Annotated in this window: 16 protein-coding genes and 2 pseudogenes; 5 read left to right on the top strand and 13 right to left on the bottom strand. The window is 65.2% G+C overall.

Annotated elements, in window-relative coordinates; all coding sequences use genetic code 11:
- Positions 1–2: 2 nt before the first annotated feature.
- The 8 genes and pseudogenes from QZ609_RS06570 to QZ609_RS06535 form a co-directional block, all read right to left on the bottom strand.
- Positions 3–1,055, bottom strand: a complete 1,053-nt coding sequence (locus QZ609_RS06570; protein WP_295492418.1) for a cysteine synthase family protein — start codon at positions 1,053–1,055, stop codon at positions 3–5.
- Positions 1,052–2,431, bottom strand: coding sequence for a Y4yA family PLP-dependent enzyme (locus QZ609_RS06565; protein WP_295492416.1), 1,380 nt, complete (start codon positions 2,429–2,431; stop codon positions 1,052–1,054). Before QZ609_RS06565 ends, QZ609_RS06570 begins: the two co-directional genes overlap by 4 nt.
- An 87-nt stretch (positions 2,432–2,518) precedes the next feature.
- Complete coding sequence (locus QZ609_RS06560) at positions 2,519–4,777, bottom strand: TonB-dependent siderophore receptor (RefSeq protein WP_295492415.1); 2,259 nt, start codon at positions 4,775–4,777, stop codon at positions 2,519–2,521.
- A 156-nt stretch (positions 4,778–4,933) separates the two neighbouring features.
- Positions 4,934–5,608, bottom strand: coding sequence for a phosphoribosyltransferase (locus QZ609_RS06555; RefSeq protein ID WP_295492413.1), 675 nt, complete (start codon positions 5,606–5,608; stop codon positions 4,934–4,936).
- 24 nt (positions 5,609–5,632) lie between these two features.
- Positions 5,633–6,193 (bottom strand): HdeD family acid-resistance protein, encoded by a 561-nt coding sequence (locus tag QZ609_RS06550; RefSeq protein ID WP_295492411.1) that lies wholly within the window; start codon positions 6,191–6,193, stop codon positions 5,633–5,635.
- A gap of 182 nt (positions 6,194–6,375) precedes the next feature.
- Positions 6,376–8,299 (bottom strand): annotated as a pseudogene (locus QZ609_RS06545) (TonB-dependent copper receptor); the annotation flags it as partial.
- Between the two features lie 211 nt (positions 8,300–8,510).
- Positions 8,511–8,927 carry a hypothetical protein gene (locus tag QZ609_RS06540; protein WP_295492410.1) on the bottom strand — a complete coding sequence of 139 codons (417 nt, stop codon included), beginning with the start codon at positions 8,925–8,927 and terminating at the stop codon, positions 8,511–8,513.
- Between the two features lie 80 nt (positions 8,928–9,007).
- Positions 9,008–9,637: a LysE family transporter gene (locus QZ609_RS06535; protein WP_295492408.1), complete on the bottom strand. Its 630-nt coding sequence runs from the start codon at positions 9,635–9,637 to the stop codon at positions 9,008–9,010.
- A 102-nt stretch (positions 9,638–9,739) separates the two neighbouring features.
- Here QZ609_RS06535 and QZ609_RS06530 point away from each other — a divergent pair, with 102 nt between their 5' ends.
- Positions 9,740–10,606 carry a LysR family transcriptional regulator gene (locus tag QZ609_RS06530; RefSeq protein WP_295492404.1) on the top strand — a complete coding sequence of 289 codons (867 nt, stop codon included), beginning with the start codon at positions 9,740–9,742 and terminating at the stop codon, positions 10,604–10,606.
- 3 nt (positions 10,607–10,609) lie between these two features.
- Here the strand turns inward: QZ609_RS06530 and QZ609_RS06525 are convergent, their stop codons facing one another.
- Complete coding sequence (locus tag QZ609_RS06525) at positions 10,610–10,888, bottom strand: hypothetical protein (protein ID WP_295492402.1); 279 nt, start codon at positions 10,886–10,888, stop codon at positions 10,610–10,612.
- A 318-nt stretch (positions 10,889–11,206) separates the two neighbouring features.
- Entirely contained in the window at positions 11,207–12,361 is a 1,155-nt protein-coding gene (locus tag QZ609_RS06520) for an acyltransferase (RefSeq protein ID WP_295492400.1), read from the bottom strand.
- Positions 12,362–13,083: 722 nt separating this feature from the next.
- Here QZ609_RS06520 and QZ609_RS06515 point away from each other — a divergent pair.
- Together QZ609_RS06515 and QZ609_RS06510 are read left to right on the top strand one after the other, a co-directional pair.
- The gene (locus QZ609_RS06515; RefSeq protein ID WP_295492398.1) at positions 13,084–14,379 is read left to right on the top strand and encodes an MFS transporter; all 1,296 of its coding nucleotides are present in this window, start codon (positions 13,084–13,086) and stop codon (positions 14,377–14,379) included.
- A 55-nt stretch (positions 14,380–14,434) separates the two neighbouring features.
- Complete coding sequence (locus QZ609_RS06510; RefSeq protein WP_295492396.1) at positions 14,435–15,217, top strand: substrate-binding domain-containing protein; 783 nt, start codon at positions 14,435–14,437, stop codon at positions 15,215–15,217.
- A gap of 30 nt (positions 15,218–15,247) precedes the next feature.
- Here QZ609_RS06510 and QZ609_RS06505 read toward each other — a convergent pair whose 3' ends face one another.
- Positions 15,248–16,162 carry a LysR family transcriptional regulator gene (locus tag QZ609_RS06505; protein WP_295492393.1) on the bottom strand — a complete coding sequence of 305 codons (915 nt, stop codon included), beginning with the start codon at positions 16,160–16,162 and terminating at the stop codon, positions 15,248–15,250.
- Positions 16,163–16,248: 86 nt separating this feature from the next.
- Between QZ609_RS06505 and QZ609_RS06500 the strand changes: the two are divergent.
- Positions 16,249–16,584: pseudogene (locus tag QZ609_RS06500) on the top strand (transposase); the annotation flags it as partial.
- A 468-nt stretch (positions 16,585–17,052) separates the two neighbouring features.
- Here the strand turns inward: QZ609_RS06500 and QZ609_RS06495 are convergent.
- Together QZ609_RS06495 and QZ609_RS06490 are read right to left on the bottom strand one after the other, a co-directional pair.
- A complete protein-coding gene (locus QZ609_RS06495) occupies positions 17,053–18,117 on the bottom strand; it encodes a porin (RefSeq protein ID WP_295492391.1) in 1,065 nt (354 codons plus the stop codon).
- 241 nt (positions 18,118–18,358) lie between these two features.
- Positions 18,359–20,242 carry a sugar phosphate isomerase/epimerase and 4-hydroxyphenylpyruvate domain-containing protein gene (locus tag QZ609_RS06490; RefSeq protein WP_295492389.1) on the bottom strand — a complete coding sequence of 628 codons (1,884 nt, stop codon included), beginning with the start codon at positions 20,240–20,242 and terminating at the stop codon, positions 18,359–18,361.
- 136 nt (positions 20,243–20,378) lie between these two features.
- Here QZ609_RS06490 and QZ609_RS06485 point away from each other — a divergent pair, with 136 nt between their 5' ends.
- Positions 20,379–21,146 carry an IclR family transcriptional regulator C-terminal domain-containing protein gene (locus QZ609_RS06485; protein WP_295492387.1) on the top strand — a complete coding sequence of 256 codons (768 nt, stop codon included), beginning with the start codon at positions 20,379–20,381 and terminating at the stop codon, positions 21,144–21,146.
- The last annotated feature ends 296 nt before the right edge of the window (positions 21,147–21,442 follow it).

The raw sequence follows: 21,442 nt of genomic DNA, 5'->3' as shown, positions 1-21,442 counted from the left end.
CGTCATACCGCATGCAGTCGCGGCATCTCGCGCGACATGTCCGTGGTTTGCGCCTCGGTGTTCTCCTGCGCGAGCCAGCGGTCGAGCTGGTCCCACACCTGCGCATTGAGCAGGTTGCGCTCGCGCAGCCAGTCTTCGCTGAAGACGGTGTGCAGGTATTTCTCGCCGCCGTCGGCCACTGCCGCCAGCACGTTGCCGCGGATCAGCCCGCTGTGGATGAACTCCAGCGCCTTGTAGACCACGCCGCCGGTCGAGCCGCCCACCAGCAGGCCGGTGCGCTTGGCCAGGTAGCGCGCCGTCTCGAACGCGCAGGCGTCTGGCACCTGCACGCCCAGGTCGATACAGCTGTAGTCGAGCACCAGACCCACGGTGTCGCCGTCGGGCGTGCCGGTGCCGGACTGGTAGTACGGATGCCCCGGCTGGCCGAACACGATCGAGCCGTCCGGCTCCACCGCAATGGTCTTGGTGTTCGGGTTGTGGACCTTGAGCCCGCGTGCGATGCCCGTCATCGAGCCGCCCGTTCCGACGCAGCCCACATACGCATCGACCTCGCCCACCTCGGCGATGACCTCGCGCACGAAGTCGGAATATCCGCCCGCATTGGCCGCGTTGTCCGACTGGTTCATGAACACCGCGCCGGGCACCTGTCCAGCAAGCTCGGCCGCCAGACGCTGGCGCTCGACCACGGCCACCTCGTCTTCGCGGAAGCTGCCTTCCACGTAGCGGATCTCGGCGCCAAGTGCGCGCATCACGGCAATCTTGTCCTGCGCGGCGTGATGGTCCACCACGGCAATGAAGCGCATGCCGAACTCCACCGCCGCAATCGCCAGCCCGATGCCGGTGTTGCCCGACGACGATTCGACGATCACGCCGCCCGGCTTGAGGCGGCCCGCCTTGATTGCGGCCACCACCATGTTGCGGGCCATGCGGTCCTTGATGCTGCCCCCCGGGTTGTTCTTCTCGATCTTGAGCAGCAGCCGGGTGTCTTTGGCGGGTACGGCAATACTGAGAATCGGCGTGTTGCCGATCAGTTCGGTCACTTTGGTCAGAATCATGTCGTTGACTCCAATCGATCGTCAGGGGAAACCGTCATGCCGCCCGTGGCGAGAAACGCCACGGCGATCCGGCGCGGCATGGGGTGGCGGTGAAACTGGTTTTCCAGCAGGTCCATCTGGTAGCCGGCGGTGTTCGCGTAGACCAGCAGGTCGCCCGCGCGCACGCCGTGGGGGAAATCGATCAGGCGGTTGGTGAGCACGTCGTCGTCCAGGCAGCTGTGGCCAGCGAGGTAGGCGCGCATGGGCATGGCGCCAACGTTTGCTCGCATGTTCGAATGCGGGGCCGGCACAACGATCGGGTCGACCAGGTACTCCGAGGCGAACCACGTCTCGCACGCGCTGAAGCTGCTGCCTTCGACAAACACCACGTGATCGCCCGAGGCCAATGGCTTGACGCGCGTGACGCGGAAGAGCGAGATGGCGGTCTGGTCAGCGAGGCTGCGGCCGGGTTCGATCGCCAGCGTCAGGTCGTTTGCCTTGAGGTAGCTGGCGACGGACAGGCCGTCCACGCATGGTGCCGAGAGGAATCGCTCCAGCCACGTGCAGGCATCGATGCGGCCGCCGTACGGATAGAGCGACGTGGGCACGGTGCCGTTGCGGTAGTCGGCGCCTGTCTGCGCGCGCAGGAAAGCCTCATAGGCATCCGCTTCGACATAGCGGATCGGCAGGCCGCCGCCGATGTCGAGCATGCGTGGTGCAAGCCCAAGGCTGCGCGCTGCATCGATGAAGCGCGCCACTTCTCGCACGGCCTGCGCGCGCGACTCGACGCCGTAGCCGCCGAGGTGGAAATGGAAACCCTCGAACGCGAAGACCGCCCGCTGTCCGGCCAGCCGTCGCAGGCACGCCAGCAAGTCGTCGGCGCCCATGCCGAAGCGGCTGGCGGCAGCAGACTCCGGCCGGTAGCGCAACAGCACGCGCACCGGTTGGCGGGGCGCCATCTGGCGGGCGAGGTGTTCGAGGTCGTCCAGCTCGGCCACGGAATCGACCGAGATCAGCGCGCCGTTGTCGATGAGCGTGGTGTGGAAGGCGCGCGTCTTGGCTGGGCCGGTGGCGCACAGCCGTTCGGGTTTGGCACCGGCCAGCAGCGCGTCGCGCATCTCATAGAGGCTCGATACGTCGACACCGATCCCGGCCTCCACCGCCGCCCGTACCAGCCCGGGCGACTTGTTGACCTTGGCGCCGTAGAACAGCGCATAGCCCACGCCGTGCCGCTGCAGGACCGTGCGGAACGCTTCGACGTTCTGCTTGAGCCGATCCGGAAACACTACGTTCAGCGGCGATCCGTAGTGCTCGATCCAGTCACGCAAGGCGTGCGGTGAAGCCTGGAGCAGACCGGCGATGGCCGGATCCAGCAGGGGCCGCAGTTGCCCCGGCATGCGGAGCGCCGCGCGGCCTGTTGCTGTTGTCGTTGTGGCTTGGGGAAACAGCGCAGTGCCTGGCATATGCGTGACTCCCGTTGCGGTTTAGAAATCCACCGAGGCGGATAACACCACAGTGCGCGGCGCGCCCAGTGAGACGGTCCCGAACGACGCCACGCCCGACCAGTACTTGCGGTCGAACACATTCAGCACGCTGGCGCGGAAGGTGGTCGACTTGCCTTGGATCTTGGTGGTGTAGCGCGCGCCGAGGTCCACCGTGGTCCAGGACGGCACGGATTGCGTGTTGGCCTGGTTGATGTATTCCTTGCCCGTGTAGGTCACGCTGCCGTTGAGCGACAGGCCCGGCACCCAGGGCAGGTCCCACTCCGCGCCCGCGTTGGCCATCCAGTCCGGCACGCCGACCGGCCGGTTGCCGACGGTGGCCGCGCTGGTGGTCTTGGTCAGCACGGCGTCGAGTGCCGTGACGCCGCCCAGCAGGCGTACGCCCTTGATCGGCTCGCCGGACACGTTCAGCTCCACGCCGCGGTTGCGCTGTTCGCCGTTCACGCCGTATACCGTGCCGGTCAGTTGGCCACTCGGCTTGGTGATCTGGAACACGGCCAGTGTGGCCAGCAAGCCGTTGTAATCGGCTTTCACGCCGGTCTCAACCTGCTTGGTCTTGTACGGCGCGAAGACCTGGCCGGCGTTCGACGCCGTGGTCGGCGCGATGTCGCCCTTGCTCAGCCCCTCGATGTAGTTGGCATACACCGACACGTTCTGCCACGGCTTGACGACGATGCCCGCCATCGGCGTAACGGCACTCTTGTCATAGGTCGAGGTGGCGGCGCCCGTGGCGGCGCTGAAGTTGTCGGAGTGCACCTGCTGCTGCCGGAGGCCCAGCGTCAGTTGCAGGCGGTCGTTCAGCACGCTCATCGTGTCGGCCAGCGCCACGCCCGAGAGCTGCGACGACGAGGTCTTCGGCACCGAGCTGGGCGCCGCGATGAACAGCTCGGGCGCCGCCACCGGTGCGTAGATATTCGACAGGATCGGCGAGCCCATGTTGTTGGCCGTCGCCACGCGGTCGTGATACACGCTCGCCTGCAGCGTGAACGCGTGCTTGACCGCGCCGGTATCGAAGCGCGTGCGCAACCCCGCATCGGCGGTGGTGCGGTTGACCTGGAACTTGTAGTAGCCCGGCGTCGAGCGCGTATCGCCGGCAGCGTTCAGGATCGTCGGTGTCTGGTCCGACAGCCGGCCGACGCTGGTTTGCGAGCCGCCTGCGTCGGCAAACAGCGTGGTCTTGTCGGTCAGGTCGTACTCCGCATGCGCCAGCGCCGATTGCCCGTCCGACTTCCACCAACCCCACGACTGCGTGACATTGCGCCGCCCGTCCGCGGCCGAAGGCATGGCAAGGCCCGGCGCCAGAAGGAAGGGGCGCGTTGGCGCATCCACCTGCTCGTGCTGCGTGATGAAGTCCAGCGACGCGCGCAACCGGTCACCTTGGTAGTCCAGCGACAGCGCGCCGATGTCGGTGCGCGAGCGCTGGTTGTCCAGCGCGGTTGTGCCCTGCCGGTGCGAGCCGTTGAAGCGGATGCCGAATTCGCGGCCTTCGCCAAAGCGGCGGCTCATGTCGAGATGGCCGCCTACCTGCCCATCCGATGCGTACGTCGTCGTGAAGCGCGTCAGGTCCTGCGCCAGCGCGCGCTTGGGCACGATGTTGACCACGCCGCCTACGCCACTGTTGGGCGACATGCCGTAGAGCAGCGCCGCCGGGCCTTTGATCACCTCCACGCGCTCCACGTACTCCGGGAAGATGTGATAGTTGGGCGCGATGCCATACACGCCGTCGAACGCGACCTCGCTCAGATTGCCTTCACCGACAGGGAAGCCGCGGATGTAGAACGAATCCGTCACGCCGCCGGTCTGGCCGGTAAAGCGCACCGAGGCATCCTTGTTCAGCACGTCGGCCAGCGTGGTGGCCTGCTGGTCTTCCATGCGGCGGGCGGTGTAGGTGCTGACACTGAACGGCGTGTCCATCGCTTCCTTGTTGCCGAGCAGGCCCACGCGGCCGCCGCGGGCCGTTTGCCCGCCGGCATAGGCGCGGGTCGGGTCGTCCGAGCTGCGGCCGGTGACCACCGTTTCCGACAGCTCGACGGTGTGTTCGGCAGTGCCCGTCGCGTTTGCCGCCGCGACGGTGCCCTGGCTTTGCGCGAAGGCGGGCAGCCCCAGCCCGGAGGTCAGGATGCCGGCGAACGCCATGCGGGCGGTCAGGGCCAGCGGCCGGAGCGATGTCCCGGAGCGGCGGGACCAGGACGGCGCGGCCAGGGTGGCCAGGGTGGCCTTCCGGCGAAGCGAGGGCAACATGCAGCGAACTCCTATTGACGAAACAACGTGGGTTGTTGGAGTTCGCAACGATAAGCCAAATGATAATGATTCTCAATAACTAAATGGCCATGACCGAGGCGAGGGCATCGTCAGGTTTGTTGACACGGGGGAGACGTCGGTGAATGCACAGCCGGACTAGCGCGTCCGGCGATCCGCCAGCAGGGCGATGACCTCGGCGTCTTCGGTCTGCTCGAAATCGCCGTAATACAGGCCGACGGCGCGGAACGTGTCGGAGGAGGGCGTAACCAGGCAGATGGCTTCGTCGGCTTGCTCGCGCAGGGTCAGCCAGGCATCGTCAGGCGCGACGGGCATGGCCAGCACCAGCTTGCCCGGGCCGGCGCGGCGCACGGCAGCGAGCGCGGCGCGCACGGTGGCGCCGGTCGCCACGCCGTCATCGGTGACGATGACGGTGGCGTCTGCCAGGGAGCCGGCCTGCGGCGGATGCTCGGCACCGTAGCGGATGCGCCGCCGCTCCAGTTCGGTCAGCTCATCGGCGACGACGTGGTCGAGGTAGGCCTGGGTTGGCGCGGCCAGATGCAGTAGGGAGATGTTCCACTCGATATACGGCGGCACGCCGGCACCGCAATCGGCAATCGCGCCCAGTGCCAGTTCCGGCTGGCCGGGCGCGCCGATCTTGCGCACCAGCACGATGTCCAATGCGGCATCCAATGCTTGCGCGATGGCGTGACCCACCGGCACGCCGCCACGCGGCAGCGCGAGCACGATGCGCGGCGGCGGCAGATCCAGCGTGGCCAGTTCAACGCCGAGTTGCCGGCCGGCATCGGTGCGGTTGCGAAAGTAGGCAGGCATGATGAACGCCGCCCGAGCGGCGAGTTAGCCAAACGCGCGCGCGGTGCCGCTGCGCGCCCACTTGCGCATGCGCAGCGAAGCGCTGAGGAGCGAGACGCCCCAGACCACCGCCCATGCGCCAATCCACCACAGCACCGCCAGCACACCGGCCTGCGGCTGCCACAGCAGCCAGATCGCCAGCAGCACGCTCAGGGCGCCCGCCGCGATCAGCCACCATTCGCTGGACAACTCCTCGCGCAGGCGCACGGCCACCACGATCTGCAGCACACCTTGTGCCAGCAGCCATGCCGCGATGTAGAACAACAGCCCGAGCGCCGTGACAGCCGGGTTGAACAGCGTCAGCCCACCCACCACCACGCCCAGCAGCCCTTGCAGCAGCAGCGGCCAGCGGTCCGGCGCATGGCGGTGGCTGCCAAGCGCCGTGAACAGCAGCAGGCCGCCCTCCACCAGCGCGTAGGCGCCAAACACCAGGATGAGCGCGGCCAGCGTTGCCGAGGGCACCATGAACGCGCCGATGCCGATCACGATGGCGCAGACACCGCGCAGGGCCAATACCCACCACAATTTGGAAAGCGTATGAAGCATGAGAGAGAGACTCCTTGGATTCAAATGAAAAGCGACCGCGCACCAGCTTGGCGTGCGATCGCTGTTGTCTCCAAGGTAGTGCAATGGGCCCGGGTTCTCAATCCGTGCCGGCGGCCCGATCCGTCACTTTTGGCGATTTCCGTCGCGGGATGTGCATGCGACGTTGCGCCGCTCTCCTCGTGCTACATCTTGAGGCTCATGCGTGCCCACACCGTGCGGCCGGGCTCCGTGATCGGCGTGCGCGCAGGAAAGCCAAAGCCCGCATTGCCGGCCAGGTTCAGGTGCTCGGTGTAGGTCTTGTTCAGCAGGTTGTCGACCCCGACCGTCACGCGCGCCGTCTTGCCGAAGGCGTAGCCTGCGTGCAGCGACAGGACGCCAAAGCCCGCGCTCGGCCCGAAGTCCTGGCCCACCACGTTGCCCTGGCTCAATGCATAGCGGTGCTGGGCCGCTGCCACGCGCCACAGCCCGCCGGCCGACCAGGGCCCTTGCTCGTACTCCACGCCCAGGCGCAGATCGAGCGGCGGCATCTGCGGCAGGGGCTGGCCGGTGCTGGCATTGCGCCCCCACGCATAGGCGAGGGCGCCATCGATGCGGCCCGCCCAGGCGCCACGTGCCGCCCAGCTCGCCGCCGGCAATGCGCGCATCCACGTTGGACACCTGCGACATCGCCCCCATCATGCCGGGCCGGTAGTTGAACAGGATGAAGTCGTTGACCACGCCCGCATACGCCGACACCCACGCATCGAGGCGAGCGCTCTTGTATTGCGCGCCCACATCGAGCTGCGTGGTCTTCTCCGGCTGGATGGCCGAGAACGCGTTGACTGACCCGGCCGGGCCCATGCGCGGCGAGATCAGCTCCCAGTAATCCGGAAAGCGCTCGGCATGGCCGAGGCCGGCATAGACCGTGGCTGGGAGCCCGGATACATCGTGCTCGTAGCGCACGAAGCCGCTGGGCAGCGTGCGCGTGCGGTCGTCGCCGGCGGTCGGGTTGGGGCGGGCACCCATCATGCTGCTGATGACGGTGCGGTCGTCGCGGGCAGTGGTCTGGTCGATGCGCGCGCCGGCGATCAGGCGGCGCTGTTCGGTGGCAAACCACGTCAACTCGCCAAAGGCGCCGGTGTTGAAGAAGCTGGCGCTCGGCACCCAGGGCAGCGTGCTGTACGACACCAGGTCGGTGCCGCTGCGCGAGCGCAGGCGGCTGCTCTGCATGTCGACGCCGGTGACGAGCTGCAGTGCATCGGCCCAGCGCAGCGTAGCGGCCACACGCCCGCCGAGGGTGCGCCGACCCACGTCGGAGGCCATCGCCGTCGGCATGCTGCTCATCGGGTCGGGCGCGCGCAGCGTGAAGTTGTCCATCACGTGGTCGGCATCGTTGTAGTAGACCTGCGCCTCGATGCGCTGCAGGACTTCGCCGATGTGCGATTTGTCGAAACGCAGGCCGAGGCTTTCGCGGCGGAAGTGCACGCCGTCCATGCCGCGGCCGGCGTAGCGCGCGTAGCCGTCGCCGGTGCCGGCGGTCAGCTCCAGGCGGGTGTGGTCGTCGGGCGTGAGGCCGAGCGCGGTGTCGACGTTCCATTTGTCCCACTGCGAGGGGATGGTGTTGCCGTTGCCATCCTTGTAGTCCTGTGCGTGGGCGTGGTTGGCGATGATGCGGGCGTAGGCATCGGGGTTGCCGGCGGTGAAATCGGCGTTCTGGTCATTGCGGCCAAAGGAGCCGGCCACCACGCTGCCATCGAAGCGCGCGCCCGGTTCGGCAAAGCGTTTGGTGTTGCGCTCGAACAGGATGGTGCCGGCTGAGCCCATCGGCCCGTAGATCACCGATTGCGGCCCCTTGATGACGGTCAGCTTGTCGTAGCTCTCGGGCGCGATGTACGAGGTGGGCGCGTCCATGCGGCCCGGACAGGCGCCCAGCATGGTGGTGCCGTTGGTGAGGATGTTCAGCCGCGAGCCGAACATGCCGCGCAACACCAGGTCGCCGTTGGTGCCGCCGCTGCGGATGGCGGTGAAGCCGGGGATGGTTTTCAGGTAGTCCGCGCCGTCGCTGGCGGGCAACGGCTGGCGCGGCGATTTCGGATCGGTGACGATGGTCAGCGGCGATGACGGCGCTGGTGCGATCACCATCGTCGCGGCGAGGTCGAATTCGGGTGGTGTGGGTTCGGCCGCCTTGGCGGCGGAGGTGGTCAGCAGCGTGGCAATCGCGAGGGCGATGGCGTGCCGGCCGGGCAAGGAATGATCCAGCATGGTGTGAAAGACGAAAAGGGTGAAGCCCGGCAGCGCAAGCGCGGTGCGGGCAAACGTGTCTGTGTGGGAGGGCGGATCAGCCCAGAGGTGGGGCGCGGGCGCGCTGCTGATTGGCGCGCGCGAGATGAGGTGGCTCTGCCGGGCGCTGTGCGTTGACGCTGCCGAGCAGTGCAGGCGCATTCGGTGCCGTCAGGCTTGGAGGTGCAGCGATGTCAGCCGGGACTGCGCACGCGCTGCAACAGGCTGGCGCATGCATCGATTGCTCGACGCGCTTGCGCTCGGCTGGGTCCGTCAGTGGAATGACGATGACGCCCGCGCCATGTGCGGAACACAGCGTGACCGGCAGCCGCTCGAACTTGGCGACGGCGGCATGCGCCAGCGGCATCAGTGTGGCCGCCAACAGGTAACACCACAGCAGCGCCCACGCCGCCCCGCGCGTGCGTGCAAGACGCTGGCGGGGCCGAGGTTTGCGGACGGTGCGGGTGGCGGACATCGCGCGAGGATACTGCCTGGTCAAGCATTGGCGCGGCACTGCGACGCTCGGCCGCATGCCATGCCACGGGGCGTGGTGGGTCACGCCAAGCGTGCGACCCCCAGCGCCATGCCCAGCCCGATCAGGATCACGCCGATCACGCGATCCACCACACGCTGCCGCGCCAGCAACGCCTGCCGCAGCGTGCCGGAGGCAAACACCGTGGCCACCAGCGCAAACCACGCCGCGTGCGCCGCCGACATGAACAACCCATAGCCGAACTGCGCCACCTGTGAGGTGCCGGGGTGCACTACCTGCGTGTAGGTGCTGACCACGAACAGCGTCGTCTTCGGATTGAGTGCATTGGTCAGGAAGCCCATGCGCAGCGCGGCCCCGGTCGAGAGCGAGGCGCCCGCTGGTTGCCCATCTGCCGTGTTGGCGTCTGCCGGCAAAGCCTTGGCGGCGAGCGTCTTCCAGCCGATCCACACCAGGTAGGCCGCACCTGCCAGCTTGACGGCGCCCAGCAGCGCGGGCGCATGCGCCATCAGCAGGCCCACCCCGAACATCGTATAGAACACGTGCACCTGCACGCCCAACGCAATCCCCAGCGCGCACAGCAGCCCGGCGCGCCGGCCGAACAGCAGGCTGTTGCGCGTGACCATGGCGAAGTCCGGCCCCGGGCTGATGACGGCCAGTATGGTGATGACGGCAACGGCAAGGAGTTCACTCATGGCAGAGGCGGGGGCGATGGTTTGGATGCCCCGATTCTGCAAGGCTGCACCGCCGCTGAAAATCGATTTATGATGCCGTCTTTCCGTGAGAAAAACTGACAGATGGCGCTTCCTCCGCTTAACACCCTGCGCGTCTTCGAGGCGGCGGCCCGGCACGGCAGCTTCGTGCGCGCGGCGCAGGAGCTGCATGTCACGCATGGCGCGGTGAGCCGGCAGATCCGACAGCTTGAGGAGGCCCTGGGTGTGCCGCTGTTCGAGCGCCGCAACCGTGCGGTCTTCCTGACGCCCGCCGGCGAGCAGCTGCGCGGCACAACAGCGGATGCGTTCGCCATGCTCACAGATGCATTCGACCGGATTGCGCGACGGGCGACACCGTCCGCATTGGTGGTGTCGTGCGAGCCGACGCTGGCCATGCGTTGGCTGATCCCCCGGCTGTCACGCTTCCAGGCGCGCCATCCGGCCATCCAGGTGCATCTGTTTGCGGCCGGCGGGCCAATCGATTTCAGCCGGACAGGTGTCGACGTGGCCTTGCGGCGCAACGATTTTGCGTGGCCGGCACACGTGTATGCCGAGCAGGTCTGTGAGGAGTGGATTGGGCCGGTCCATGCACCAGGAGCGGACGCGGCAGTGCGCCGCCGGCTGCTGCACACGGCCACGCGGCCGGATGCCTGGCAGACTTGGTGGCGCGTGAGCGGTGTGTCTCGCCCGCGCGGCCGCAGCCAGGAAGCGCGTTACGAGCATTTCTACCTGAGCTTGCAAGCCGCGCTGGCCGGGCAGGGTACGGCGATCGCGTCCAGGCTAATGGTGGGAGATGACCTGGCCGATGGGCGCTTGGTGGCGCCTGATGGATTTGTGCGCGACGGCTCCGCGTATTGCCTGCTGGCGCCGGCGCCCATTCAGCCCTCCAGCCCGGCGGGCGCATGGCTGACGTGGCTGCGCGAAGAAACCGCCGCCACGCTGGCGGATTGACGTTCAGGCCGCTGCCGGATGCCCGCCGACAGCGTGGCCGGCCAGCAGCGCGCGGATATTGGCGAGATAGGCCTCACCCACCGCCCGATTGATCGACCGTGACACCTGCCGGCGCGGCGGTGGCACCAGGCCCAGTGTGCGGCAGACCGCCGAGGCATACGGCTTGCCGTGTCCGTGCATGCGTATCACGACTTCGCACAGGGCTTGCTCGCCCAAGCGCTCGCGCAGCCAGGCCACGGTCTGGCGGTCGTACTCGTTTTCGATACGGATCAGGTCGTCCACGGCGGCACCCACTGTATATACGTACACTGTAAATATATACAGTAATTTGCATTTTTCAAGCCTGATCTTGTCGGGTGACAGAATTCACGCGACTGGCGACACAACTGGTGGCTTTCGCCCGGTGAGCTTGCCCTTGCTCCATGACACGCGACGAGCGACAGGGGCATTCTGCGCTCCATGACAATTTCCTTTCTAGCGTAGGGAGATCCGGTGTGCGCTGCTTCGAACAGTCGCTGTCCGATCCTTCTCCGACGTTCGACCATGTTGACGCATGATTGATATGCGACCGCCCCGTTGACCGAGGACTCGGCACAGTCCTCAACCGTGCGGGTCTGCCATCTGCGCAGAGGACCTGGAGGAAGACTCGCATTTGGTGTTGGATGCACTGTCCGCACGGAGGCGCAGAACGGATTGCAGCAGGGTTCGAGACGGCTTCTCTATCGCGAAGTAAGTCACCATCGATAGCATCAGGACGACAGTTAGGATCAAAACACTTGCCAGAACGCTTGCCCCCCAGGGGATGGAGGCTGAAAGCGTGGCGGCAAGACTTATCTGAGCGGGACGGAACGGCAGGTGTACTAAGTACAGCGAGTACGACCACAAGCCCAATGAATAGGTGGCCTTGCTGCTCAGAAAGCTCGAGATTCCAGATTTGTGGAGCGATAGGCTTGTCACCAGAGCCGGGAAGGTCATTACAACGAAAACGTCCGCGTTTGGGATGCACGCTAGGCCGAGAGTAATAATGCACAGCAAACTTGATACGTTCGAGTTTTCCAGCCATTTGCGAATACTTGGGACGCCACGCAAGCGATAGGCGGTTATCCCAAGCGAAAAGCTAGCAATGCATCGAACCATCGGGCCAAGCGAATCGAACCTAGTGACATCAAGTGGCCCGTATCCCCCTGGTCCGTTCGGCCTAATGAAATGGGAGTTGTTGAGGGCAAGAGCTGCGATACTGCCGGCGCAGATGACAGCCCAAATGCAAACATAGGTCCTTCGTCCGTGGAGGACACCAATGGCGAGCCAGGGAAACAAAAGATAGGCCGCCCACTCCGTGCTGATCGACCAGGCCGCAGGTGTGAGAGAGGGTGCCATGCCCCATGCCTGCACCAAAGCAAGGTTGGCGGCAACCACAAATGCGAAATTTTTCCCGTACACCCACTGCGCGCCGACCATCACCGCGAGGCCCGCGAAAGTGACCGTGAGAATCAAATAGAGCGGATAGACGCGGGCAAGGCGCTTCGCCAAGAAAATACCGTACGCCTTGCCCGAGAAACCCTCTCGAAACATGACACCGTAGGTCAGTGCCATGACAAAGCCGCTGAGTACAAAGAAAAGGTCAACGGCAAGATAGCCGTGGCGGAAGAATGTCGACAGCCAGTTATCACCACTTGGCTGGTGAATGTGGAGGATCGCCACAAGGAGGGCGGCGATTCCCCGTAACCCGGTCAACGATCTGATCTCGCTATTCACAGCAGTCTGCCCCCGATGATCGGGCTGTCTAGGCAAGATTAGACGACAACGTGCGCTCGCAATATTGACCAGAAGTATGTTTCACGCTTGAAGCGGCGGGCTCGCATGCAGCCCCTCGGTTACCGAAGCGATGGGTAGCTTCTCCCGCGGAAACTACCCCTGTGCCCTGCACGCCGTGCAGCTCGGACCCGGCCCGACTCAATGCGTTGACGGACGACCGAAACTGGCCCGGTTTCACCCGAAGGTGCCCCGATGGCCCGCGACCGGCTCCAATCGACCCTCAGTCGCCTCTTGGTGGCTGCGACTCCAGCTTCTTCGCCCGCCAGACGCCGCGTTTGGCGGGCCGCGCACGATCCGGCACGAGGGCCGGCATGCGCGTGCGAGGGGCAGAAACGACCCTTGAAGCTCCGGGAGATCTAGGGAGGGTGTTCAAAACTCGCCTGCAACGCTCCGTGAACCTTGAGCAGTCAAGGCGTCGAGGCCGTTGTGCCTGCGTTTTGAACGATATCCCTATGTGGAGGCGTGTCGCGTGATTCGCCTCCACGGCTCACCCCGTTGCGCGGCAAAAACGCGGCGGTGTGAGCCAGATCGATTGATAATCAAAGAACATCAATCGTTCCGAAAATTGCACTTCTCGTTTGTCGGTGTCCCGGAGAACATTGCCAAAACTACAAGCGACCGGATCACGGCGTTTTTTTTTTTGGATTCCAGGAGAGACCTCGATGCACCCCCCGTCCAGCCTTTCGACCGGGCATTCAAAGGCCGCAGCGGTTGTCCGCGTCACCGCCGGGAATTTCCTGGAGCAGTTCGACTTCTTCCTGTTCGGCTTCTACGCCACGCAGATCGCCAACGTCTTCTTTCCAACCGTGAGCGAGTTCGCCTCGTTGATGATGACGTTTGCTGTCTTTGGCGCGGGTTTTCTGATGCGACCGTTGGGCGCGATCGTGCTTGGAGCCTACATCGACGACGTTGGTCGTCGAAAGGGCCTCATCGTCACGCTCTCCATCATGGCAAGCGGTACCGTCCTGATCGCGTTCGTCCCCGGCTACGCCACGATCGGCCTTCTGGCGCCTGCGCTCGTGTTGCTCGGACGGCTCCTGCAGGGCTTCTCGGCAGGCGCCGAATTGGGCGGCGTGTCGGTCTATCTGGCCGAGATGGCTACGCCGGGCCGCAAGGGCTTCTTCACGAGCTGGCAGTCTGCTAGCCAGCAGGTGGCGATTGTCGTCGCGGCTGGCCTCGGGTTCGCGCTCAATCAATGGCTGGACGCACCGGCCATCGCCGCGTGGGGATGGCGTGTACCGTTCTTCGTCGGTTGCATGATTGTGCCTTTCATCTTTGTGCTGCGCCGCAATCTCGAGGAAACGCAGGAGTTCAAGGCTCGCGAGCATCGCCCTAGCATGAAGGAAGCATTCGGCACGCTTGTTCAGAACTGGTCCGTCGTGGTCGCCGGCATGATGCTGGTGGCGATGACCACTACGAGCTTCTACCTCATCACGGTGTATGCACCGACTTTCGGCAAGACAGTCCTGCACCTGAGCACTGCCGATAGCTTGCTTGTCACCCTGTGTGTGGGCGTGTCGAACTTCGTCTGGCTGCCCATCGGCGGTGCGCTCTCCGACAAGATCGGTCGCCGTCCGCTCCTCGTCGGCATGACGGTGTTGACCATCGCCACCGCATATCCGGCGCTCTCGCTGCTTGCTCACGCGCCGAGCTTCTTCAACATGCTGCTCGTGCTCCTGTGGCTCTCGTTCATGTATGGCATCTATAACGGCGCGATGATCGTTGCGCTAACGGAGGTGATGCCGGCGCAGGTACGGGTTGCAGGCTTCTCGCTTGCGTATAGCCTGGCGACGGCGGTCTTTGGTGGCTTTACGCCCGCGATCTCGACGGCGGCCATTCACATGACCGGCGACAAGGCCGCGCCAGGCTATTGGATGAGCTTCGCTGCCTTGTGCGCTCTCTTTGCGACGTTCGCGCTGTATCGTCGCCGCGCAGTGACGCTGACGCCGGCGCTCTGACTCTCAGCCTGTCCTGGACGCGCCCAAACACGTACCACTCTGCACGACCATCACTATGAAGAACCTGCTTCTGAAACTATGCGCGGTCGCGCTCGTCGCAACCTCGGCCGCAACGGCGAACGTACATGCCGCCGATCTGCACGTCATGAGCTCGGGCGGCTTTACCGCCGCCTACAAGCTGCTCGGGCCCAGGTTTGCATCCCAGACGGGCAACACGCTCGACACCGCGCTCGGTCCGTCGATGGGCAAGTCGCCCGAAGCAATTCCGAACAGGCTCGCGCGTGGCGAGCCTGCGGACGTCGTCATCATGGTGGGCTACGCCCTTGACGATCTGATCAAGCAGGGCAAGGTGATTCCGGGTTCGCGCGTTGAGCTGGCGGATTCACGCATCGGATTGGTTGTGCGCGAAGGTGCGGCGAAGCCCGATATCAGCACGGCGGAGGGCCTCAAGCAAGTGCTGCTCCATGCAAAGTCCATCGCCTACTCAGACAGCGCAAGCGGCGTCTATATCGAGCGAGAGTTGTTCAAAAAGCTGGGTATCGAAGAGCAGGTCAAGCCGAAGGCGAAGATGGTCCCGCGGATTCCGGTGGCGTCGGTGGTGGCAAACGGTGAGTACGAAATCGGCTTTCAGCAGGTGAGCGAGCTGCTGCCGGTCCAGGGTGCAACCTTCGTTGGCAAGATTCCCGAGTCGCTGCAATCGGTCACGCGCTTTGCTGCAGGTGTTCCCGTCGGTGCGCAGCATCCGAAGGAAGCCAAGGCGCTACTCGATTACCTTGCATCCCCGGAGGTACAAGCCGACGTGAAATCGACCGGGCTCGATTCCGCACCAGCACATTGAAGCGGGGCTTGCGGACACAGCAGGTTCACGTCATGCATTGTTTCTGGTGATGCCGCGCTTCGCTTCAATGATCATCCGGTGAAACGCCTCCGCCGCAGGCGTGAGCGCGCGCCCGCGTCGCTTTACGATGCCCACGCGTCGTTTCACCACTGGTTCGACGAGCGGCACGCTCGTGAGGATAGGGTGATCACGCCCAGGCATGGCCATTGATGGCACTGCGGCGACACCGAGCCCTGCTTCAACCAACCCCAACATGGTCGTGACGTGCCGCGTCTCGCATACGCTCGGCGCACGCGGTGCCACGGCCGACAACGCCTGGTCGAGCAACAGACGGTTGCCAGAAGTTTTGTCCACCGACACGTATTCGTGCTCGTAGAACTCGCTCCAACTCACGCGCTTCTTGCGCGCAAGGGGATGATCGCGCCGGCACGCAGCAACAAACCGCTCCTGCAGCAGCATCTTGAACTCGATCTCGGGCTCCTGGCTGCCCATAAAGCTCACGCCAAAGTCCGCCTCGCCGCTGATCACCGCACCAAGCACCTCGTTCGCGCTTGAATCCAGCAGCTTGACCTTGATGCGTGGAAAGCGGCGGTGATAGCTCGCAATGAGGTTCGGCAAAAAGTAGTAGGCCACAGAAGGCACGCACGCGATGGTCACATGGCCCAGTCGGCTCGATGAAACGTCGCGGATGCTGAGCAGCGCCACGTCGAGATCATCGAGCAATTGTTCCGCGCTGCGGGCAAATACGCGGCCGACAGTGGTGAGCTTGACGCTGCGCGTGGTGCGCTCGAACAGAGGCACGCCGAGCGCTTCCTCGAGTTTGTCGATCCGGCGACTCAACGCGGGCTGTGAAATATTGACCGCCTCAGCGGCCTTTCGGAAGCTCCCCAGCTCCGCCACCGCGCGAAACGCCTGCAAGTCCGTCAAGTCAAAGTTGATCGCCACGCGCCAGCCTCCACATCCTAGTTGGCGAGCATTCTGCATGACCTAGGGATGGTATTCAAAACTTCCTCCGGTGTGGGCAATCAAATAATGGTTCGCAAGCCGACGTGTTTGGTGATGCGGGTTACCAAGGCGTGGAAAAGCGCGACGAGACACAAGGCTTCGAGGTGGAATGGCACGTCGCGATGCGCCCGGGCAAGCGCCGCGCGCACGACAAGACCAAGCCGCTGGGCAGGTTGCAGGATGAGCTCGCACGGATCAAGGCACGTATTCGCGCCAAGGTGGAACATCCGTTCCGGGTCATCAAGCGCCAGTTCGGCCACGTGAAGGTGCGCTATCGCGGGTTGATGAAGAACACGCAGCAACTGCACACGCTGTTTGCCTTGAGCAATCTGTGGATGATGCGTCATCGGCTGCAGTCGTGAATCAGTCAGGAGCCAATTGCGTCCCGATGCGCGGTCGATACCGCTCCCGCCAATCGCACAACGTGTCGAGTTCCGGCGCAATCGTTCATCGAATGCGGTTCCGATTGCTCAGCATCTCAGCTTGGACTTGCCGGCGTTGTTTTGAACATTGTCCCTAGGCGTGTCGAACGAGACTTCAGATGTCGGCGAATGTTCGCGAACTGGCGATGTTCACCTGGCGATCGAGAGCAAGCTCCGACGTGCGACCTGACGCGGCTGCAGGTGCAGGATGCGTGCCTGGGGAGTCATGTGGTCGCCCTGGACCTCCACGGTTACCCGAGTCCGTTTGCATCTTGTCGGGTGTTGTCGTTCGATAGCGGCGTGAACGGGCGTCGGACCCATGCGCCTCCGGAAAGGCAACTGGCCGTGCCCCACGCGCTTTGCGGGACACGGCCAGTCAGATCAAGCGAGGCGTTTCGAGGCGCAGCGTCAGAACTTATGCCGCATGCCGAGCATCACGCCCAGCCGTGAGCCATTGCCGAACGTGTTGCCCGAGTTGTTGAAGCTGGCCGAGCTGTTCAGCCCGATCCAGCCGCCTTGCAGGTGCGTGTAGTCAACTTCGGCATACACATCGGTGCGCTTGCTGAAGGCGTAGTCGAGCATGCCGGCGGTGGTCAGGCGCTTGCCGCTGGTGTCGAGGTGGCGCATCCAGTCGTATTGGACCGTGCCGATGAAGCTCAAGGCGCCGGCCAGCGGCACCTTGGCACCGACGTAGGCCACCTGGTTCTTGTAGTCCGCCACGTCCAGGCGGTTGTTGGTGTAGCCCAGGTACCAGGTGGCGATGGACGTGTCCCAGCGGCCGCCCAGGCCCCACACCGTCTGCTTGCTGGCCAGGGCCGTCGGCACCGCGTTGAAGTAGGCCGACGAGACGTCGTGCGTGACTTGGTAGACCGCGCCCACTTCGGCCGAACCCATGCTGTAGACGATCGAGCCCGCGCCCGCCGAGCCCGAGCTGAAGCTGCCGGCGACGCCGCCGAAGGTCCAGGCGCCGGCCAGCTGCAGCCCGCCGAACGACTTGATGTATTTCACGGTGTTGTCGTAGCGCAGGCCGGTGTAGTTGCCGCCCTGATAGCCCACGATGGAGTTGTTGGCGAACGCCATGGCTTCATACGACGACAGCACCTCGTGCGCCAGCGTGTACTGCCGGCCGAGGTAGAGCTTGCCGTAGTCGCTCTCCAGGCCCACCACGGCGGTGCGTCCGAACAGGCGGCCGCCTTGCTGGCTGGTGCCGGTGTTCGGGGCGAAGCCGGATTCCAGGATGAACAGCGCCTTGGTGCCGCCGCCGAGGTCTTCGGTGCCGCGCAAGCCCCAGCGGCTGCCGGTCAGCACACCGTCGGTCATCTGCACCTTGTTGTTGCCGGCGGCGTTTTCGTGCGTGCTGTAGCGGATGGTGGTGTCGATCAACCCGTAGAGGGTGACGCTTCCCGTGGATTGCGCCAATGCTGGCAGGCTCGTGGCTCCGAGCGCCAGGGCGGCGATGGTGGTTTTACGCATGGTTTCCCCGTCTCCTTTGTCGTGGGTGTTGAAACTGGTCTGGTCTGCCGGCCTCCCGGTGCCGGCATGGCACGCGACGAGGGGCAGCTTAGAAGGCGCCCTCTTTGTCGCCAATCACGGTCAGGCTGCGCGGGTGCGATCATCGAACGCGAAGGCGCGTTCAATGGACGCAACGCGGGTTTTTACGAGGCGCCGTGCGCTGCGCACCTGCGGCGTTTCTGCAACTGGGTCCGTGGCTAGGTCAGTCCAACCGCGCGGCGTGGTTGCGGTTCAGTTGCGCTTGCGCCGCCATGCGCACCGCCGCGTTGGCCGCGCCGTAGCCCGCGTAGCCGTTGCGCTCCACCAGCTCGAAGAAGAAGCGCTCGTGGAAGGGCTCGGTATAGGCGTGCAGGAAGTCGCCGTGCGGGTCGCGGTCGTAGAGCAGGCCGTCGCGCTGCAGGCGGGCGAGCTGCGCGTCGTCCAGGCCGAGCCGTGCGGCCACGTCGTCGTAGTAGTTGTCCGGCACGTGCAGCATGCGGGCGGCACTACGGTCGATTGATTCGATCGTGTCGCACAGGTGCGCGGTGCGGAACGCCACGTGATGCACGCCCGAGCCCGCATAGGCAGTGAGGAAGCGGCCCGTTGCCGTTCGCCCGCTCTCGGACACGTTCAATGGAATCCGCACGCGCTGGTCGGGGCTGACCATGGCGCGGCTGCGGACCAGCCCATATGGGTCGGCGATCTCCTGCACGGCCTCGGCCCGCATGCCGAACACGGCGCGGTAGAACAGCACGAAGCTATCGAGTCGGTGCGCGGGCAGCGCCTGGGCAACGTGGTCGATCGATGCCAGCCCTGCGGTGGGGCGGTCGGTGACGGCGTTCAGGACGAAGTCGCTCTCGTAGATGCTGCGGTCGGCATCGTGGTCATCGATCAGGTAGAACAGCATGCCGTCCGGCGAGCGCAGCGCGGGGATGGTGCGCTCGTCCGGGCCCACCGACTCGCGCCATTCCTTGCACAGCAGCGCACGCGCGCGTTCCATGGCGCGCGCGGCGTCGTCCACCTTCAGGCCGATCGCACAGACCGACGGGCCATGCAGCTGGAAGTGCTCGGCGGCCGCGCTGTCCTGCTCCATGTTCAGGATCACGTTGACGTGGCCTTGCCGATAGAGGTCCACGGCCTTGGAGCGATGGTGCCCGGCATGGGCAAAGCCCAGCGAGCGCAGGCGGGTTTGCAGTTCGCGCCCGGCCACGTAGTCGACGGCGAACTCCAGGAAGTCGACGCCCTCGAAGCGCGGCGGGGCGGGCAGGGCGATACCACCCGCTTCGGACTCCAGCCAGATCAGTGAGCGCATGCCGTCCAGCGCCGTCTGCCGGGCTGGCGCGGCACGGAATTCATCGTTGAAGATTTCGAGCGACAGCGGGCCGGTGTAGCCGGCCTTGAGCACGGCACGCGCGAAGTCCGTCACGGGCAGGTCGCCCTGGCCGGGGAAGTTGCGGTAGTGCCGGCTCCAGGACAGCACGTCCATCGACAACTTTGGCGCATCGGCAAACTGGACGAAGAAGAGCTTTTCCGGCGGCACGTCTTCGATGCCATCCAGCGTGTCGCCCAGTGATAGCGTGTGGAAGCTGTCCAGGATCAGCCCGAGCGCGGGGTGATCCGCCTGCTTCACGATCTGCCACGCCTGCCGCCAGCTGCGCGTGTGCTTGCCCCAGGCGAGCGCCTCGTAGCCGAGCTTGAGCCCGCGTTGCGCCGCAGCCTCTGCCATCTGGCGCAGATCGTTGGCCGCGCGGGCCGGATCGTCGATGGCGATGTCCTGCACGTTGCTGCACACGAGGATTGTGTCGACGCCCAACTGCGCCATGACGTCGAATTTGCGCTCGGCGCGGGCCAGGTTGCGCGCGCGTAGCGCGTCGGGCATGGCCTCGAAATCGCGGAAGGGCTGGTACAGCGCGATCGCGAGCCCGAGGTCCGACGCAATGCGGCGCACGTCCGCGGGCGAGCCTTCGAAATGCAGCAGGTCGTTCTCGAAGATCTCGATGCCGTCGAAACCGGCGGCGGCGGCGGCCTCCAGTTTCTCCGGCAACGTACCGGACAAGGACACGGTGGCGATGCTCTTGGGAAGGCGTCGCGGGCTGGGCGAACTCATGTGCAAGCGCTAGCGGCAGGTGGTGATGGCGCAAGCGTAGGCGGGCCCCTCAGCTGCTCACAAGCACTATGCGCGCATCTGCGTGCGATAATCGTCCGCTTGGGAGCGAATGTCGCTCGAATCTAGGGTTATCGCCATGGAAAAGGATCCGCTGAACCGCCGCGACTGGATTGCCGGCCTGGAGAAAGGGCTCGCCATCCTGGAGGCCTTTGACCATGACCACCCGCGCCTGACGCCGACACAGGCCGCCGAGCTGACCGGCCTCACGCGCACGGCGGCGCGCCGTTACCTGCTGACGCTCGAGCACCTGGGCTACCTCACCAGCGAAGGCACGTTGTTCAGCCTGACGCCGCGCGTGCTCAAGGTCGGCTGGTCGTATTTCGACTCGGCGCGGCTGCCGCGCACGGTGCAGCCGTTCCTGCAGCAGATCACGGCGGCGCTGGGCGAGGTGGCTTACCTGAGCGTGCTCGATGGCTGGGAGCTGGTGTTCATCTCGCGCACCAGCACCAGCCGCGTGATGAGCACCGGCTTCGTGTTGGGCGCGCGTGTGCCGGCGCCGCTCGCTTCGGCCGGCGTGATGATGCTGGCCTCGCAGCCCGAGGAGAAGGTCAGGGAATGGCTGGAGACCTGCGTGCTGACGCCCTACACGCCGTACACCATCCTGCAGCGCGAGCGCCTGCTCGACGAGATCCGCAAGGCGGGCCGGCAGGATTACGCGGTGGTGGAGCAGCAGCTGCAGATTGGCGTGCGGGGCGTGGCGGTGCCGCTGCGTGATCGGCACGGCAAGGTCATGGCGGCCCTCAGCGTGAACATGCCGGTTGGCGAGGAAACCGCCGACCAGGCGCTGCAGCGTGTGCTCCAGGTGCTGCAGGACACGGCGCTGTCCATCCTGCGGGTGCTGTAGCTGCATCTTTTGGTGACCGGCAGCGGTTGCATGCGCGGGGCCGGTTAGGCTGTCCGGCGCGCGGCGCTGACTCGGGGAAACCCTCGGCACATACGCTCTTCGCACATCGATGCGCGATCATCGAACGAACTCGGGCGTTTCCTGCTTGTTGCCAACGGTCACGTCGCACTACGCTGCGGCAAATCACGACAAAACTGGAGACAACCATGACCGCCCCCGCGCCCCACGAGCCGCAAGGCTCGCACCAGTCGAAGAAAGCCGCCGCCAGCGGCTGGATCGGCTCGGCACTCGAGTAC

The sequence above is a fragment of the uncultured Ralstonia sp. genome (assembly GCA_913056305.1).
GTDB lineage: Bacteria > Pseudomonadota > Gammaproteobacteria > Burkholderiales > Burkholderiaceae > Ralstonia.
This window is presented reverse-complemented; position numbering and strand designations above follow the sequence as displayed.

What these genes read in the sequence shown, in the direction of transcription:
- QZ609_RS06570 (WP_295492418.1), bottom strand. Translation starts at nt 1,055, where the DNA reads ATGATTCTGACCAAAGTGACCGAACTGATCGGCAACACGCCGATTCTC.
- QZ609_RS06565 (WP_295492416.1), bottom strand. Translation starts at nt 2,431, where the DNA reads ATGCCGGGGCAACTGCGGCCCCTGCTGGATCCGGCCATCGCCGGTCTG.
- QZ609_RS06560 (WP_295492415.1), bottom strand. Translation starts at nt 4,777, where the DNA reads ATGTTGCCCTCGCTTCGCCGGAAGGCCACCCTGGCCACCCTGGCCGCG.
- QZ609_RS06555 (WP_295492413.1), bottom strand. Translation starts at nt 5,608, where the DNA reads ATGCCTGCCTACTTTCGCAACCGCACCGATGCCGGCCGGCAACTCGGC.
- QZ609_RS06550 (WP_295492411.1), bottom strand. Translation starts at nt 6,193, where the DNA reads ATGCTTCATACGCTTTCCAAATTGTGGTGGGTATTGGCCCTGCGCGGT.
- QZ609_RS06540 (WP_295492410.1), bottom strand. Translation starts at nt 8,927, where the DNA reads ATGTCCGCCACCCGCACCGTCCGCAAACCTCGGCCCCGCCAGCGTCTT.
- QZ609_RS06535 (WP_295492408.1), bottom strand. Translation starts at nt 9,637, where the DNA reads ATGAGTGAACTCCTTGCCGTTGCCGTCATCACCATACTGGCCGTCATC.
- QZ609_RS06530 (WP_295492404.1), top strand. Translation starts at nt 9,740, where the DNA reads ATGGCGCTTCCTCCGCTTAACACCCTGCGCGTCTTCGAGGCGGCGGCC.
- QZ609_RS06515 (WP_295492398.1), top strand. Translation starts at nt 13,084, where the DNA reads ATGCACCCCCCGTCCAGCCTTTCGACCGGGCATTCAAAGGCCGCAGCG.
- QZ609_RS06510 (WP_295492396.1), top strand. Translation starts at nt 14,435, where the DNA reads ATGAAGAACCTGCTTCTGAAACTATGCGCGGTCGCGCTCGTCGCAACC.
- QZ609_RS06495 (WP_295492391.1), bottom strand. Translation starts at nt 18,117, where the DNA reads ATGCGTAAAACCACCATCGCCGCCCTGGCGCTCGGAGCCACGAGCCTG.
- QZ609_RS06490 (WP_295492389.1), bottom strand. Translation starts at nt 20,242, where the DNA reads ATGAGTTCGCCCAGCCCGCGACGCCTTCCCAAGAGCATCGCCACCGTG.
- QZ609_RS06485 (WP_295492387.1), top strand. Translation starts at nt 20,379, where the DNA reads ATGGAAAAGGATCCGCTGAACCGCCGCGACTGGATTGCCGGCCTGGAG.